Genomic DNA, 17,874 nt, shown 5'->3' with positions numbered 1-17,874 from the left:
GCGCGGAGAGTTATACGCCGAGAGTTCTACTCGGAGAGCTGTACGGCAAGGGTTCTGCACCGAGAGTGCTACGGTGCGTCTGCACTGTGTTTCCAGTGCGCCTCCAGTGTGCCCATGCGGCGTAAACGTCAAGGTTCATGCCGATGGTGAAGAAACCTTCACTTATTGTCTCAACGATTCTTTATATAACCTAGTCAGAATCGTATTACGGAACATTACGCGTAAATAACAAAGCACCCGACCACAGAAAAAGGGAGCCGCACCGCCGCAGATAAACTGCAACGGTACGGCTCCCTCGGTAGAACCTATAGGTTCTTAGATTCCGGAACCCTAGATTTCAGGGCTTTCCTTCAACACACCCGTGCTGTAGCGGTACACGAACGCCGCCATAGCGTCGCGGTGCACCGGCTCCACGGGGCGGAACGAACCATCGGGCCAGCCGGTGGTTACGCCCTGCTCAGCCAGCCACGAGATCTCGCGGTAGAACTGCTTGTCGGTCGGAACGTCCGTGAAACGAGCCTGCGCGGGGGCAGCGTACTCGGGCGAACCCGCGTAACGGTAGAAGAACGCAGCCATCGCGTCACGGTTCACTGAACCCTCCGGACGGTACGTACCATCAGGCCAGCCGGTCGTGATGCCCTGAGCCTTCATCCACTCAATCTCCTTGTAGTAGGGGTGGTTGAGCGGAACATCCGAGAAGCTCGGGGTGGACGGTGCGGTGTACTGCGGCGAGCCGCTCATACGGTAGAAGTACGCAGCCATGGTTGCGCGGTCCATGTTGTTCAGCGGGCGGAAGGTGCCGTCCTGGTAGCCGCGGTCAATCTGACGGGCAGCAATCCACGTGATTTCACGGTAGAACTGGTTATCCGCCGGAACGTCGGTGAAGCGTGCATCGTGGATGGTGCGAGCCACCTTCACGACCTGCGCACGGTCGCCAGCGGCAACACCGTTAGCGGTCTTACGGCCGCTCAGGTCACCGGTCGCGTTGTGCATGTGCAGGAACAGAGCCTGACGCTCCTTGTTGTTGTTCTTGCGGTGAACGGTCAGCTGACCGCCGTCACGGTCCACGAACAGGCCGGGTACGCCCGACTCCTCACCGGTGAACCAAACACCGGGGTTGAAGGGGGAGTACTCGATAGCCGAGGTGGTGTCCACGTAGGGGTTGCCATCGTTGTACCAGGTGTCAGTCTGCACCGTGTACTTGATGGTCTGAGCCTTCTCGGCGGTCAGGCCCAGGTCCTTCAGCGGCACACCCAGAATCATGGTGTTGGTGTCCATGGTGTTGGTGTCGGTGTCGCCCCAGGCGCTGTTGAGCGGGTAGCGTGCCACCACGGTGGATGCGGTACCGGAGATGGACCAGACCTTCACCAGCGGGTAGTCCAGACCCTTCTCGCGGGTCACTTCCAGAACGTAATCTGCGGCAGAGTCGTTGTTCGTATCAATCTGCACCTGTACCTGACGGCCCCAGTGCATGCTATCCCAGGTGCCCCAGGTCGAAATGCCGAAGAACAGAGAACCATCGTTCGGGTTCTTACCGGCAGCCTTCAACGCCGGAGCGTCCGAGGCGGCACCCACATACTGCAGGTCAACAGCCTGGTTCGACGGTAGCTTCAGCTGACCGGACGGAATACGGTCGCTGACCGCACCCAGCTCAAACGCACCCAGCAGCGAACGGTAACCGCCCTGGTTCAGGGTCGTACCGCGCAGAGTCACCGTGGACTCCTTATCGGCAGTGCCCTTGTAATCAATACGGGACGCATCAACGCGCATCTTCGAGACAGGCTTCGGTGCCACGTGAATCGACTGGCGGATCGCCTCGCGGCCATTCTCAGAGAAAATCAGGCGGCCAGAAGCGCTCGCAATGTACTGGCGCTTACCAGCAGCCAGAGTCTTACCGGTCGTCCAATCCTGAGCGACCTGATCGGCGCTCATCGCCGGGTCCATGGTCTTCTCCAGCTTGGACGGGTCAATACGCACGGTCACGGTCACGTTCTTACGCTCACCGGCACCCACGCTCACCTGCTGCGGGTAGGAGTACTCCACACCCGGGATGGTCGTGCTTGCCTCGTAGCTCAGAGTGTAGGTGTGAGCCTGCGAATCGGTGTTGTCCAGAACGATTTCACGCTGAACAGTCTGAATACCCGAATCGGGGGTGTACTCCAGCACACCAAACGCGGTCGAAACACGCTCGGGGGTCTTCGCATCGTAAGCAATAACCTTCGCGTCCACGGCGGCGCGAGCATTCACCATGCCCGTACCCACACGATCCACCGCGTACTGAGCACCCTGCTCATTCTTGATGGGGGTGGATGCGCCGTTCATCAGCGCAGCCTTAATCATCTGCGGGTTGTAATCCTGATGCGCCTGCATCACCAGAGCGGCAATACCGGTCACATGCGGGGTAGCCATGGAGGTGCCGGTGAAGGAAACACCCTTATTACCCATACCCACAGCGGCAGACACAATCTCAGTACCCGGCGCCGCAAGGTCAGGCTTAATGAAGCCGTCAGAACCGTGCTGACCGCGAGCACTCGAAGTGTTCAGGTCAAAAGCGTGCGAGTGGGAGCTACGACCCGAAGCCTTGTAGTCCAGGTTCATCTCAACGGTCACAGGGCCGGCAGCCAGAGCCTTCTCCAGGTCCTTCGTCGAAGAAGCAGTCAGACGCAGACCCGGAATGGTTGCGTTACCGCCAATGCCGATGGAGTAGCGCTCAGCCTTACCTGCCATCACCACACCAACACCGCCGGCAGCCTGAACGTTATCGAAACGCACCTTCGAACCGCACGGGAACGTCAAATCGTCCTGGTCCCAGTCGAAGTAAACCCACTTACCCTTCAGAGCCTTCGCCTCTTCAGCGGTGAAAGCCTCGCAGGCGTAACGGTTACGCTTCGGCGCGGCAACAACCTCGCCGCGCAGCTGATCAGCGGACGCCTTCGAATAATCGAAGTTCACCGAATAATCACCCTGCAACCACTCCAAACCGGTCTTCGTGGTCACGCGGGCACGGTCAATCGGCTGAGTGGAGCCGTAGGCGTTCGCCACCGACAGCGCCGCAGCCGCATTCGCCGGGCTACCCGAATCGGAGTAGGTGTCACCCACACCGTTGTAGTTATTCGCGTTACCGGCAGCAGCCACAGTGAACACGCCCTGGCGCGCCATCGTATTAATCATGTACGACTCAGGGTCGTCAGCCGGGGCGAACTCGCCACCGAGCGACAGGTTCACAATGTCGGCGCGGTCAGAGAAATCACCGTCACCATTCGGGTCCATGACAGTATCGAGCGCCTTCATCACAACACTCGAATTGCCGTAGCAACCGAACACGCGAATCGCCAGAAGCTGAGCCTCAGGAGCAGTACCGGGGCCAATAGACATGCCCTTCAGCTGCTCCTCCGTCAGGTTCTTGTAATCGCCACGGTAAGTCGTACCGTTCGCCGTCACACCATAACCGGCGGCAGTACCCGCCACGTGCGTGCCGTGACCGCCAGAACCGAAACCATCCGGGCGGCAATCCAGCGGGTTATTATCCGGCTGCGGAGTCGACTTCTCAGCCACCGACGCATTGTAGTCATCACCGACCAAGTCAATGCCGCCAATGAACTTATTACGATCAATCAGACCCGAATCAGCAGTCGGAAGCTCCGTCATCGCCTTAGCCTTCAGGTACGAATCCACCGTACCGGGGCCACCAAAATCAGCGTGCGTATAGTCAACACCGGAGTCAACGATCGCAATCTTCACGCCCTTACCCGTGTACCCCGTATTCTCACGAGTCCACGTGGCAAGAGTCTTCGTATCGATCTCGCTACCGGAGTTCATGCGCTCCTTCGCGATAATCGGCGAAATACGCTCCACATCCGGGCGCTCCGCCAACGCACGAATCTGCGCAGCATCACCAGTAATCGCCGCACCACGCATCGCATTATGCGTGGTGTACATCAGCTTCGCGCCAGAAGCAGCCGCCACAGACTGAGCCTGCGACTGCACCTGAGCTGCAATAGCCTGCACCTGCGCCTGACGGTTCGCCGGCGCCTCCTTACGTGCCAGAACAGCCGCGGACTGGGTCTGCTCATACGCGCCCTTGCCCTTGAACTGCACATACACGGTGATTTGGCCTTCAGCCTTCTGCAGGCCCGGGCTAATACGCGAAGCAGCGTTATCGGATGCGCTCGCAGTGCTTCCTTCGACCTGCTGGGGGCTCTGAGCGTGAGCTGCAGAGAAAGTGGCGGGAACGCCGAGAGTAAGGGCAAGAGCCGCACTCAAACCGGTCGCACCGACAGCCTTCATTCTGCGGCGTGGCGCATGAGGCGTTGTCATGGAATCCTCCTTCGGATTTTCTATTTTTCGATAGTGCTGTGTGCTCTGTGGTTGTGTATCGGTGATGTGCGGAGGCGGCTCCACCGGCAGACGACGAGTGAGTGCATCCGCCGGTGAAACCGCCACCAAAACTTGAGAGGTTCCGGGATTTTCAGGCCCCGGAGTCTGCCGGTTCCAGGTGCCCCTCCCACCCCATGCAGGAGGTGGGAGGGGACCCGAACCGTTCGCTACCGGTTAGCTACCGTCTAGCGGCCGGCCTGGTTAGCAACCTTCTCGGTGTAGCGGTAGATGAACGCCGCCATTGCGTCGCGGGCAATGGGGGTCACCGGGCGGTAGGTGCCGTCCGGCCAGCCGGTGCTGATGCCCTTCGAAGCCAGCCACGTGATTTCACGGTAGAACTGGTTATCGGTGGAAACATCGCTGAAGTGGCTGGTTGCGGGCAGATCCACGTGCGGGGAACCCGCTGCACGGTAGAAGAACGCAGCCATGGCGTCACGGTTCACCGGTGCGGAGGGGCGGAACGTGCCGTCCGAGTAGCCGGTGGTGATGCCCTGAGCCTTCATCCACTCAATCTCCTTGTAGAAGGGGTGCGTGGTGGGCACGTCCTTGAAGCTCGGAGTGGAGGGGGCAGTGAACTGCGGGGAACCCTGCATGCGGTAGAAGAACGCCGCCATTGCGCCACGTTCCACGGACTCCAGCGGGCGGTAGGTGCCGTCCGGGTAGCCGGTGGTGATGCCGCGCTGAGCCAACCAAGAAATTTCGGTGTAGAACTGGTCGGTGTTCTTCACATCGGTGAAGCGGGACGGAGTGATGTACTCGGTCTGCTGCTCCTTGATGTTCAGCACCTCGGCGCGGTTGCCCTTGGCGCCGTTGGTACCGGAGAGGTCGCCGGTGCCGTTGTGCAGGTGCAGCAGCAGCGCCTTGGCGGGGGTGCCGGATTCGCCGAGCGCGGGGATTGCGTCAGCGGAGCGGTGCGCCGTCAGGGTGGTGGTGGAGGCATCCGGGTGAAGGCCAGCCACGGCGGAGGAGTCGCCGCTGAACCACAGCTTGGGGCTGAAGGGGCGGTACTTGATCCAGCCGGTTTCGCTGACGTTACCCCACTCGTACTGGGTGGTTGCGCTGACTCGGTACTGGATGTCCGGGTTGTTTGCGCTGGTCAGGCCCAGGTCCTTGAGGGGTGCACCCATGATGAGGGTGTTGGTGTCCATCATGTTGGTGTCCACATCACCCCAGGCGCCGTTGAGCGGGTAGTAGGCGAGCTCAACGAGGTTGCCGTTCTTGTAGCCGTAGAGGCGAACCAGCGGGTAGTCCAGGCCCTTAGCACGGTCGGTGACCAGCTTGTAGTCGGCACGGTTGTTGCCGTCGGTGTCGATTTCTACGGTGAAGGTGTTCTCGTAGGAGACAACATCCCAGTTCGCCCAGGTGGAGATACCGAAGCGCAGGGTGCCGTCATCGGCGTTGCCGCCGGCAGCCTTCAGCGCGGGCGCATCCGAGGAAGCACCAACGTACTGCAGGTTCGCCTTAACGTTGCTGTTCAGCGACAGCGAGGTGGGAGCCACACGGTCCACGCTCGCACCGTACTCGAAAGCGCCAAGCAGGGAGCGGTAGCCGCCCTGGCTGACCTCGGTGCCGCGCAGCGAAATCTGGGACTTGGTCCAGCCGGTGTCTGCCTTCTGTGCCTCGTCGCTAGAGGGCTTCTGAGTGAAGGTGACGGTGTCTTCGGCAGCGTGCATGGTGCTCACGGGCTTGGGTGCCACGTGGATGGGCAGGCGCAGTGCCTTGGTGCCGTCTTCAGTGAGGACGAGTCGGCCGGATGCGCTCGCAATGTACTGACGGTACTGTGCGGGAACGGTTTCGTTGCCGGTGTAGTAGTCAGTTGCGTTCTGGGTTGCGTCCATTGCCGCGTCGCGGGTCTTCTCCAGCTTGGACGGGTCGATGCGCACGCTCAGTTCGAACTTCTTCGTCTCACCGGGTGCGAGGGTGACCGAGGAGGGGAAGGAATATTCCACACCGGGAATATTAGTGCTTTCAGCGTAGGACAGTGCATAGGTGTGCGCCACGGAGTCGGTGTTCTCAACCGTCACCTCGCGGGTGAGGGTCTGAACGCCCGCATCCGGTGCGTACTCAAGCACGCCAAAGCTCAGGGACACGGTACCGCTCTTGTCAGCGTTGTAGACGAGGGACTTCGACTGCACAGCAGCGAGGGTGTCGACTCGTCCAGCGCCCACACGGTCCACCGCGTATACGGCACCGGATTCGGTGCGCACATCGTGGGTGGCGGTGTTCATGAGGGCGGACTTGACCTGTGCGGGGGTGTAGGTCGGGTGGCTCTGCATGACCAGGGCGGCGGAGCCGGTCACGTAGGGTGCCGCCATGGAGGTGCCGCTGAAAGTCACGGAGTTGCTACCGGTCGCTACCGCCGCGGAGGTGATGTACGAGCCGGGTGCCGCAATGTCGGGCTTGGTGTAGCCGTAGCTGCCGTGGAAGCCGCGGGCACTCATGGGGTTCAGCTGATCCAGCTTGTCGGTGTCCACGCGCAGGGAGGACTTCAGCTCATTGCCGAGGCGCACGGTCAGGGGCTTACCTGCCGCTTCTGCTGCGGTGATCTGTGCACGCAGGTCCTTAGCGGCGGATGCTGCCAGGCGGAAACCGGGCAGGGTATCGTTACCGGCGATGCCCAGGCCAGGCTCTTCATCGTTGCCTGCAAGCAGTACGCCCTTGGCGCCTGCCGCCTCCAGGTTGTCGAAGCGCACCTTGGAGCCGCAGGCGAGTTCACCGTCATCTTTAGCCCAGTCGATGAGCACCCACTTGCCCTTCACGGCTGCCGCTTCGGCGGCGCTGAGGGCGTTGCAGGCGTAGCGGTTGTTCTCGGAGATTGCGGTGAGTTCACCGGTGAATTCCTTGGTGCCCGCCTGTGCCCAGGGGTAGGAGACGCTGTAGTCGCCGCGTACCTTGCGGGTGGTGCCGGTGGCGGGGTCGGTCAGCTCTGCCGCATCCACAGCGCGGGTGGAACCGTAGGCGTTAGCTACGGTGATTGCGCTGGCTGCGGTGGCGGGGTGACCCGAGTTGGAGTAGGTGTCGCCACGCAGGCTGTAGTCGTTGGCGTTACCCGCGGAGATCACGGAGAGCACGCCGGCGCGGGTGAGCGCGTCAACGGCGTAGGCTTCGGGGTCGTCCTGCGGGGAGAATTCGCCGCCGAGGGACATGTTGACTACGTTCACGCGGTCGGAGAAGTCGCCATCACCGTTGGGGTCAAGGGCACGGTCGAGTGCCTCAATCACGACGTTGGTGCTGCCGCTGCAACCGAAGACGCGGAAGGCGTAGATTTCAGCGTCGGGGGCGACGCCGGGGCCAATCTTCATGGTCTTGAGCTGCTCTGCGGTGAGCTTGCTGTAGTCACCGGTGAAGGTGGTGCCGTCGGCGTTCACGCCGTAGCCTGCCGCGGTGCCCGCCACGTGGGTGCCATGGCCGCCGGTGGTGCAGTCGAGCGGGTTACCGTCGGGAACGGCGGTGTTGCTGCCGTCGTAGTTGTCACCGACGAGGTCGTAGCCGCCAGCAACCTTGGTGCGGTTGATGAGTCCGGAGTCTGCGGAGGGCAGCTCGGTGAGCTTGGATGCCTTCTCGTAGTCTTCGAACTTGCCGCTACCGCCGAAGTCGGTGTGGGTGTAGTCGATGCCGGAGTCGATGACGGCGATCTTCACGCCCTTGCCGGTGTATCCGCCCGCGCCGGCGGGGTTGGTGGTGCCGGTCCAGGTGGCGAGGGAGCCTGCGTCAATGGCGGCGCCCGCGTTCTGGCGGTACTTGGGCAGGATGGGCGAGATCTTCTCCACATCGGGGCGGTTGGCGAGTGCCTTGATGGACTCGGCGTCACCGCGCACTGCCACGCCGCGTACCGCGTTGTGGGTGGTGTAGAGGACCTGCGCGCCGGACTGGCTGCTGACCTGCTGTGCCTGGCTCTGCACCTGGGAGGCGATTGCCTGTACCTGTGAGCTGGTGTTGACGGGTGCCTGCACGCCGGCGCGTACGCCTGCGGGCTGGGTCTGTTCAAAGGCACCCTTACCCTTGAAGCGGACGAAGGCGGTGACGGTGCCGCTGGCGTTCTTCATGCTTTCGCTGAGTACCTGCTTGACGGCGTCGGGGTCTTCCGCGGCGTGGGCGGTGGTGCCCAGGGCTGCGAGGGGGCTCAGTGCCATGCTGAGGGTGAGTAGCCCGCTGCCGATTCGGCGTCGATGCGACCGGCCGCGGGGGTTTGGGGAGGCGGTGTGTGTCACGGTGCTCCTTTGCTTGGCTCCCGGGGTGTTTCTGGGAGGCTTGTGGTGTTGTTCTGGTGGGTTCCAGCTGAACTTGAACACACTAGATGTGAACTAGGATACACCTCAAAATGGCTTGTGAAGCGTTTATTACTCCTAAATGCATCAAATTGTGGACATGTTCGACCCTTTTCTTTTTCACGTTTTTCATTTGCACTTGGGTTCAGGTTCTTTTCAGGTTTGGTTGTTACTGTAAAACCATCTATTGAACATCTATCAAAAATGTTGGGATAGGGAGGGTCGAACCATGGTCAAGCGACGCGTTTCCACTGAGGATTCTGTTCTGCTGATGTCCTCCCAGGTTATTTACGGTCGCCCCGGCCCACGGTTGGAACGCATCCATAGGGGAGAGGTGCAGGGCATCCTCACCGAGTACAGCTCATCCGCCTGGCAGATTGGCGAGGTGGCAGGCTACGCCCCCATGGAGAAACCACCCGAAACCCTGGATATGAAGAGCCTTTTCACCGACTGGAGCGGCTTCACCTGGTATGTCCTGGGGCCGTTGCTTCGGATGGTGTTCTGGGTAGCTCTCTTGATCGCGCCGGTGAGCCCAATGTTCCTCTCCCAAGGTCCTTGGGGAATAAGTGAGGAAATAGGGACGGTGATCTTGATGGTCATCTTTATCCCCCCGCTACTACTCATTGTGGGTTTCGTCGGCATCCTCGCAGGACTCTGGTGGCTGTTCCTCTGCGTAGGAAAGTTTCTGAATGCTGTTGGGGATGCTGTCGAATCGACGCGCCTGCTCGTTAGGCAGCACAAGATTCAGCAGGATTTTCAATTCCGGCTGGTGTACGAGTGCACCCCGTCCGCTGTTAGTTCACCCGCGGTATCACCGCATCACACTGCTGAGGAGGAATCATGACCACCGATAAGAACCAGCCCATCGACGACCAACCCGTTTCCCCTCATCAGCGTGTTTTGAAGGTGGCACCGCAGGTGCATTACGGTCGCCCCAACCCGCAGCTGATGCGCATCCACGCGGATGATGTTCAGGGAACTCTCCCCCAGGGAGAATTGCCGGAGGAATACGGTGGCGAGCTGGTCGGATACAGCCCCGTATCGGTTCCTTACCGTAAGCCGAGTTCAGGGAGAGTTGGAGTAGAGGCGCTAGTATGCCTGGCGTTGGCTATCGCGGCAAATCCATTCGTCTATTTCCTGGCAGGTTCTAGCCTGAGCGAAGATACCCTGGCATCTCTTTTTGTGGCAGGCATAGGATTTTCGATGCTGAGCTTCGGTATTCTTCCGCTGGTGCTGTTCGTCTTCTCCCTGTGGGCTGTTATCAACTTCTTCGCTGTGATGGTGAAATCCACCGGTAAGCGCGAGACCGAGAAAAGATTCAAGTTCCGGTTGGTGTACGAGTGCACCCCGTTCTCTGAAGAAAGCCAGGAGGGCGACGCTTTACCTCAGCGTGGTGGTATCGACCAACCGGTGATGGACCCTGGCTCCCTGCCCACTTCGTTCCAGAAGCAGGGAGCATGGTTTCTGTTCCTGGGAGTTTCTATACTGAACCCCTATATTGCGGCGGCGATTCTCTCTGTCACCGCTCTATTCGGGCGGGGAGAACTCGTCGCAGGTCTCTTTATGGCGGTGAATCAGGTGAGCGTAGGGCTCATGGGGATTCCCGGCATCATCTGGTGCGTGGCGTGGATCCTGAGCATTGCGCGGCTTGATGACGTGTACGGGGCAGATAAAGGCTTCAAGTAGGTTAGCGACTCGCTCAAAGAACAGCTGCGGGATTGAGCCCCCGCGCATCGAACACACAGTGTAGACAACACAACAGACACATAACAGCAGACACGCATTGGAGGAGGTCACCGTGGCGGAGCATAGCGAAGCACCGAAAAACCCTCAGAACCCAACCGAGAAGAGCGATAGCGGGTATCAGCCGCTGTGGGATATGGAGCAGCCCGCACCCGAATACTCGGCTTTGCTTCTTCATGGAACGCCCGTTCCCCCGCCGACCGGGGAGATCCCCGAGCCGGTGAAGGAGGTCATGGAGATACAGAAGGCTCGTTCTGCATCCGCGGCTGCTGGCCCGTCGGTTCCTGCAGCGCCTGATTCTGCGGTGCCCGCTCCTGCAGCGTCTACTCTGGCGGTTTCGGCTCCTGCGCCCTCTGCGCAGGCGGCGAATTTTTTCCCCTCGGCGACGGGTCACCCGGTGCTGAACCGACCGCTGTACGGTCGCCCGGGCCCTACGATGCGCCGCATGTCCCCCATGGGCACGGATGCTGGCGCATCTGCACACCGGCAGGTGCCGACCGCTTTTCCTGCCTGGATGGATGAGAAAGTAGTCGGTACTCCGCGACCTATCGGGTATATCTCAGCAACCCCACTTGCGGGCAAGGTGCGCGGATCAGACCTGTGGAAGAAGGCCTGGCCTGAGCTCATTGCCCTCTTCTTCGTGGGTGTGGTGTTTAATCCCCTGACTTATCTTCTGTTGGCTACCGTTACAGGGGACCCTCAGATCGGTGGGTATGTCTTCTACTACTTCTTGATGCTTTCTCTGCTGACGATGGGTCTTCCCATGTTCTTGTGGGGTGGGGCACTGTTTTTTGCGCTACTCCGAGTGAGCCGAAAGTATCGGGCGCTGAAGTGGAAGGCCATGCCTCTCGGGTCGTTCTGGTTCTATCTGGTGTATGACCGCTTGCCCATGAACGCCGAGGAGATGCAGTGGATCCTGGGTGCGGCGTCTTCGATGTCTTCGGTGGCGCCAGCCCCTCAGCCGCCGAGTGCCCCGAGCCCTACCTCAAGCCCTGTTCCAAACTCAGCGGATGCATCGTAGTCGACTTCCCGTGGGTCCCTGGGCTCCAGTGGTGCTGAACCCCCGGCAGTGTTAACACGTGCATGTTGGCGCTTGTCGGGGGATTTTTCTCAGCTTTTATCGGGCAGGTTTCAAGGGACTGCCCAGCGCACGCTGGTACGGTGGTGCCACTAGGAGTATGTCTGGTAAGCGAAGGAGACGACCATGGCAGACCGACTCACTGAAAAGAAGGAAGCTGCAAAGAAGGACGAGGCGTACCAGCCCCTCTGGGACACCGACCAGTCCATCCCGGAATACATGGCGCTACTCATGGACCAGCAGGCCTCAGAACAAGAAGACGCTGAGCTGCACGAAGCCTCCGACAGCGAAGACTCCGACGGTAGCAACGAACCGGAAGACACCTCAGAAGATACTCACGAAAACGAAGTAGAAAACCAACCGGTAGCGCTCGCCTCCGCTCAGTCCACCGGGCCCGCCCAGCCTGTGCTTTCTGCCCGTGAGCGGGCGCAGGTAATGCAAGCCCAGACAATGCAGGCAGCACAGGCAATGCAAACTCAGACGACGCACGCCTATGGCGAGTACGTTCGGTTGGAATCCCTCGGTTTGAGCCCGGGCGCTATCCTGCCGGTCATCCCCGACCCACTCTTCGGCACCCCCGACTCAAAACTCATCGAAATGCGCCTGCTCGACCGCTCCCATGACGAGTCCGCGCCCATGCAGGCGTGCGCTACTCACCTGAACCCGGTCAAGGCTGAGGAGAACCCCGTGTCGCGGGCGGCAATGCTGCAGCCGGTGGGCTACGTACCCATCAATAATCCGTTGGCTGGCACCAACATTGAAGAGATCGAGAGTCAGCGCACCTTCTGGAAGACCGTGCTTATTGTCCTACTGATACTGAACCCGTTTGTGCTGGTTCCTTTGGTGAGCATGTTCGATAGTAGTGCCGGCATGTCGATGCTGTTCTTCTTCATCATTATCGGTCTGGGCTCATTTTTAGTGGTGCCGATCCTGTGGATTGTGGGTATTGTTCAGGCGGTGAAGCATAAGAACCGGCTGAGGGAACTCATCCAGAAAACAAAGACGACACATGCCGAGTTCTGGTACTACCTCGTGTACAACCGCCTGCCGGACGGCTACACAGGCGTCAATGGCTTCACGAAGGAAGAAGAGGATTCTTTCTCGGTGTACGAGTTTCTGAAAAAGCAAGAACACGCAAAGCTACACGAGGCCGCCGCACAGCGCGAGGCCTCCGCACTACAGAAGCGCGCCGCGCATCCTGCGCTCGCCGATGAAGAGAAACAGGGCTAGCGACCAAACCACACAGCCCCGAACTGTATAACGCCCTGCCCCTCCACGTACGTAACACCGCGTGGAGGGGCAGAGCGTCTTTTCTTGTCATATTCGGGTTTCTTCGTCTATTGTCCGGCGAGGGTTAATATTCCATTTACTTTGCCTTGATAGGGTGAAACCATCACGAGCGTTGCGACCAAGTAGAGCGAGGCGGGCACCCTCCGAGAACGGCGAGTTAGCCCGCCGCTGCACCTCAATGATTAGCTGTATCCACTTATCAATAGATTAAGGAAAAGAAAGATGTCCCAGAACCCGAACCCTGAACAGTACAACCAGTACTCCCAGCAGGCACCCTCCTACTCGCAGGCGCCGGGTCAGCAGCCCAACGGTTACGTAGTCTCTTCCAAGGACGACCAGAACATGGCGATGCTCGCGCACCTGGCTTCTGCAATTCTGTCTCTGCTGTCCTTCGCATCCGCAAGTATTCTCGCGCCGCTGGTCATGTGGTTCATCTACAAGGACAAGCCCGGCTACGGTTTCACTAAGGAATCGGCACGCCGCGCGTTCAACTTCAACTTCTCCCTGTGGCTCGTCAGCATGGCTTCCTGGCTACTGATGGTGGTGACCTTCGGTCTTCTGTTCTTTGTCCCGTTGATTGTCTCGGTGGTCGTGACCGTCCTGATGGTTATCTTCCACAGCCTCGCTGCTATGGCCGCAAACCGCGGTGAGCAGTACACCTACCCGATGACCTTCATCGAGCTCATCAAGTAGTCTTCACGGCTCATACCGGTAGCGCCCCCGTCCGAATATCGGATGGGGGCGTTGCCGTGCCCGGTGAGGCTCACCGGCACCGTATCCGGCACGCCTACCGCCCCGTCACACGGGACTTAAAGGGGCGGGCACGGTATCATTAGAAGAGGTGTGCCTACCCGAAACATGAGGCGGTAGGTCGCCGCCGCGCCGTGAAATCCGGTGCGTATCTTCAAGGCTTTCAAGGAGCACAAAAATGTCAGCTGTCGTGATTGTGGGCGCCCAGTGGGGCGATGAGGGTAAGGGTAAGGCAACCGACCTGCTCGGCCCCCGCGTAGACTACGTGGTCAAGCCCAACGGCGGTAACAACGCCGGTCACACCGTGGTGGTGAACGGCCAGAAGTTTGAGCTGAAGCTGCTGCCCGCGGGTATTCTGAGCGATAACGCCGTCCCCGTGATTGGTAACGGCGTGGTTGTTAACCCCGAAGCTCTGTTCGCTGAGATTGACGGCCTTGAGGCACGCGGTGCAGACACCTCCCGCCTAAAGATTTCCGCTAACGCACACCTGGTCGCACCCTACCACCAGACCATGGACAAGGTGACCGAGCGTTTCCTCGGCAAGCGCGCTATCGGCACCACCGGCCGCGGTATCGGCCCCGCCTACATGGATAAGGTTGGTCGCCTCGGCGTGCGTGTTCAGGACATCCTGGACGAGTCGATTCTGCGTCAGAAGGTTGAGGGCGCACTGCGTCAGAAGAACGAACTGCTGGTGAAGGTCTACAACCGCCGCCACGTTGAGGTCGACGAAATCGTCGAGTACTTCATGTCTTACGCTGAGCGTCTGAAGCCGATGATTGTGGACACCACCCAGCTGCTGAACAAGGCACTGGACGAGGGTAAGACCCTGCTGATGGAGGGCGGCCAGGCAACCTTCCTGGACGTTGACCACGGCACCTACCCGTTCGTGACCTCCTCCAACCCGACCTCCGGCGGCGCATGCGTCGGTTCGGGTGTGGGCCCGACCCGTATCTCCCGCGTGATCGGTATTCAGAAGGCGTACACCACCCGCGTGGGTGCCGGCCCGTTCCCGACCGAGCTGTTCGATGAGATGGGCGAGTTCCTGCGCACCACCGGCGGCGAGTTCGGCGTGAACACCGGCCGCCCGCGTCGTTGCGGCTGGTACGACGCCGTGCTGGCGCGTCAGGCTGTGCGCATCAACGGTTTCACCGACCTGTTCATCACCAAGCTGGACGTGCTGACCGGCCTAGATAAGATCCCGGTCTGCGTGGCTTACGATGTTGACGGTGTGCGCCACGACGAGATGCCGATGACTCAGACTGAGTTCCACCACGCTAAGCCGATTTTCGAGTACTACGACGGCTGGACCGAGAACATTTCGGATGCGAAGAGCCTGGATGAGCTGCCCGAGAACGCCCGCAAGTACGTGCTGAAGCTGGAAGAGATTTCTGGCTGCCGTATCTCCGCGATTGGTGTGGGCCCGGATCGTGACCAGACTATTGTGGTTCGCGACCTCATCAACGAAGACTAAAAACTGACGCGAAGGACCCCTGGCGAGGCTTTAAATGCCTCATCGGGGGTCCTTTTAGCTGCGATAATTTGTAATATACTGTCTTATTTAGGGCACTATTTTGAATTAGTGTCATTCTGACGTTGATAAATGCTTATAGTAATGAGTAGACTTTTCTGTAGTCAGGGTTAAATAATTATCTAATATGAGGTTTATCTTTAAATGAATAAATCCAAAAACCATAAATATGGATAAAATTTATTTCGCGTGAGTGATAAGATTAAATCATCCAAGATATACCGCATCGGTATACAGGATTTAAGTGCTAATACGTCATAAAATACTTATGCGCTGAATGCATTTAATATTCTCACTCAACACGATTGGAGACAGCGATGTCTGCGTTATCGCGCCGCTCAATGATTGCTGGTGCCGCATTGTCAGTTCCGTTTGCCTCAGCAATGGTATATGCTGATGCGCATGCTGATGAAGTTCAAGGTGGAATTACTCCGCAAAATCACACGAAAAACTACATTAATCTCCTGAGTAATCCGCAGGTGAAAGCTGATGGGTCTCAAGATTGTACTCAGGCCATTAATGATGCAGTAAGGACTTTGGCTTCAGCTGGAGGTGGAGCTCTAGAAATTCCTGCTGGAAAGTACAGGGTCAGTGCTCCTTTTATTCAGCTACTTGACCGGGTTGAAATCTTTGGGCATGGTAAGGCCACACAGATTATTGCTCATCCTGGCGGTGACCTAGTGCAGAAGGACGAAGACGAAGCGGAGTGTGTTGGTGTTTTCCACGTTGGATCTTACCTTGTTGCTGGACCGGAAAAGCCAAAGCCAGGTGATAAGGGGGCCAATCAGTGGTTCTCTGAGGCCCCTATGCGTTTTGGGGTTCGTGATTTAGTTATTCGTACGAATGCTGATAATGTCCGTCTAAATCGGGATGACCCTTATAGTCGGGCTCGGCACACTCCCATTATGAAGGGTGTGGCGGGAGTTATTTTGCATACGTACTATGCAAATAAAAACTATCGGCCTGAGCCTGAAGCAGTTGCAACACTAGAGAACCTTGAAATCTGGGATACAGATATGGGAGTTGCTATTTTGGGTCTCCATGACCGTGCGATGAAGGTCCATGACATTCGCGTGCGTATGACATGGAGGCAGGGATTCCTTGTGGGTAAACCTATTGGTCATAAGGCAATTAATGTGGATGGTATCGGTGCAGCTGATAATAAGTTCAGTATGTTGGATGTATCCGATGCCAACAAGTGTGGCAGGAATTATGCCGGCATTGAGGTCTACGCTTCGCAGTGTAAGTTTTCACAGTCAACGAGTTGGTATAACCACCGGTATTCGTCTGGAGAATCGCTGTATCAGTCGCGCCAGGAGGGGAAGCCACATTACGCATATGCAGGTAAGGCTGGTGCAGGCTGGTATGTTGCGGCAAGCCGTAATATGTTTATCGGATGCACTGCTCAAGAAAATGGGGGTCATGGCTGGGTAAGTGATTTTGAGCGTAATATCTTTGATGGTTGCATTGGCGAATCGTCCAGCTACTTCGATACAGTTCATAACGAAGCTCAAAATAATCAAGCAGCCAATTGGTACATTAGCAATTGGTCGCATGAATGTAAGTTCATCGCTCCACGTTCCGATAATCCTCATAAGGTAGGTGATGGTGCTGTAAAAGCGGAGAAAGATGTACGTGCTGCACGGTGGGGCTTCTACTTTGAGCAAAATTGTAGGGATATTGTGGTAGTTGGTGGTGATGCCTACGATGAGCATCGTAAGAAGCATCCAGATAATTACTCATGGAAAGTTCACTTTGGCCCGTGGCGTGCAGGGTATATGGATGTCACGATTAATAACTTTGTTATGCGGTATGGAATGTATGACATTGAAGAAGAATCCAAGAAAAACCGGAAATATTTTGACAAAAATTCTAATTACAGTCGCAGTATTTATGAATCTAATTCCGTTGAATTTTAAATAAATATTTTGGGGCTCTATATCAATACCAGTATTGATATAGAGCCCCAATATTCTAATAAATTCCATTCAAGTCCAAATGGTATAAGGTATATAGGATACTCGAAAAAGTTACTTCATCTTCGGTGTTATAACCGCAGCTCATGTCTGGTGAACCATACCAGCTACGTGCCTTGTGCATGTCGCTATTTTCTTTAACACAATGTGCGTATTTTTCAGGGATGGGGGTAAGGTTGACCGTCGGCTTACCGTGCATCCGATAAAGGAAAATGAGTGCAGTGTCATAGTAGGCGATGTCATTGTAGTGGAACTTTCCGTCTCCCCATCCGCTGCTGATACCTTCACGAGTAGCCCAGATAGCAATAGGGTAGTGCGGATCATTGACCGAGATGTCACTGTACGGCGAAGTAGCAGGAAGATCCTTAACCACGGGCCTGCCCTGCACATGGTACAGAAACTCAAGAAGCTGCCCACGACTCATCGCCGGCTGGGGAGCATTCTTATTCTTCTGAAGATAAAGACGGCGGCCGTGAGTAATAAGCCCAGTGCACTCCGCCCAAGCAATCACCTTATCCTGATAATCACCCGGAGTATTGTACTCAGACTCATTAATGCAAGTAACTTCCAGTTCATCACCCGGAAAAGGAGAAAAAGTCTTAGGGTGCAATTGCGCCGCAGAAGCAGGCACCGCCGCAGACAACAAGAGAGAGGCAGCGGCAAAAGTACACGCCGCACCCTTCACAAACGGTTTCAACAGCATCGTTGACTCCTCAAAAGAAAATAGTGGTTGGTTCTAAGACAATCCCAGTCTCATTAACTAGAAGTGTAGACTTTCTTAGTCCTCAAGGGAAGGTTGAAACTCTACAATCCCCAGATATCTTAAAAAGAAAATCCAAGACTCGCCACAACACCTCAACCCCA

General features: G+C 57.6%; 10 protein-coding genes. 7 read left to right on the top strand and 3 right to left on the bottom strand.

Annotation, left to right across the window (positions count from 1 at the left end):
- Window positions 1-330 precede the first annotated feature (330 nt).
- The gene (locus tag QZ822_RS03555) at window positions 331-4,317 is read right to left on the bottom strand and encodes a S8 family serine peptidase (protein ID WP_294642648.1); all 3,987 of its coding nucleotides are present in this window, start codon (window positions 4,315-4,317) and stop codon (window positions 331-333) included.
- 245 nt (window positions 4,318-4,562) lie between these two features.
- The gene (locus QZ822_RS03550; protein ID WP_294642645.1) at window positions 4,563-8,588 is read right to left on the bottom strand and encodes a S8 family serine peptidase; all 4,026 of its coding nucleotides are present in this window, start codon (window positions 8,586-8,588) and stop codon (window positions 4,563-4,565) included.
- 286 nt (window positions 8,589-8,874) lie between these two features.
- On the opposite strand from QZ822_RS03550, the gene QZ822_RS03545 reads away from it, so the two are divergent.
- The 7 genes from QZ822_RS03545 (at window position 8,875) to QZ822_RS03515 (ending at window position 16,953) form a co-directional block, all read left to right on the top strand.
- Complete coding sequence (locus QZ822_RS03545; protein ID WP_294642643.1) at window positions 8,875-9,489, top strand: hypothetical protein; 615 nt, start codon at window positions 8,875-8,877, stop codon at window positions 9,487-9,489.
- Complete coding sequence (locus QZ822_RS03540) at window positions 9,486-10,331, top strand: type VI secretion protein (RefSeq protein ID WP_294642642.1); 846 nt, start codon at window positions 9,486-9,488, stop codon at window positions 10,329-10,331. The genes QZ822_RS03545 and QZ822_RS03540 overlap by 4 nt, the downstream gene beginning before the upstream one ends.
- A gap of 112 nt (window positions 10,332-10,443) precedes the next feature.
- The gene (locus tag QZ822_RS03535; protein WP_294642640.1) at window positions 10,444-11,409 is read left to right on the top strand and encodes a hypothetical protein; all 966 of its coding nucleotides are present in this window, start codon (window positions 10,444-10,446) and stop codon (window positions 11,407-11,409) included.
- Between the two features lie 183 nt (window positions 11,410-11,592).
- Window positions 11,593-12,696 carry a pyruvate ferredoxin oxidoreductase gene (locus tag QZ822_RS03530; RefSeq protein WP_294642639.1) on the top strand — a complete coding sequence of 368 codons (1,104 nt, stop codon included), beginning with the start codon at window positions 11,593-11,595 and terminating at the stop codon, window positions 12,694-12,696.
- A gap of 282 nt (window positions 12,697-12,978) precedes the next feature.
- Complete coding sequence (locus QZ822_RS03525; protein ID WP_294642638.1) at window positions 12,979-13,449, top strand: DUF4870 domain-containing protein; 471 nt, start codon at window positions 12,979-12,981, stop codon at window positions 13,447-13,449.
- 235 nt (window positions 13,450-13,684) lie between these two features.
- Window positions 13,685-14,977, top strand: a complete 1,293-nt coding sequence (locus QZ822_RS03520; protein WP_049338292.1) for an adenylosuccinate synthase — start codon at window positions 13,685-13,687, stop codon at window positions 14,975-14,977.
- 374 nt (window positions 14,978-15,351) lie between these two features.
- Window positions 15,352-16,953, top strand: a complete 1,602-nt coding sequence (locus tag QZ822_RS03515) for a glycosyl hydrolase family 28-related protein (protein ID WP_294642636.1) — start codon at window positions 15,352-15,354, stop codon at window positions 16,951-16,953.
- Between the two features lie 55 nt (window positions 16,954-17,008).
- Here QZ822_RS03515 and QZ822_RS03510 read toward each other — a convergent pair whose 3' ends face one another.
- Window positions 17,009-17,713, bottom strand: coding sequence for a hypothetical protein (locus tag QZ822_RS03510; protein WP_294642634.1), 705 nt, complete (start codon window positions 17,711-17,713; stop codon window positions 17,009-17,011).
- Window positions 17,714-17,874 lie beyond the last annotated feature (161 nt).

Source organism: uncultured Rothia sp. (assembly GCF_916715725.1).
Lineage (GTDB): Bacteria > Actinomycetota > Actinomycetes > Actinomycetales > Micrococcaceae > Rothia.
This window is presented reverse-complemented; position numbering and strand designations above follow the sequence as displayed.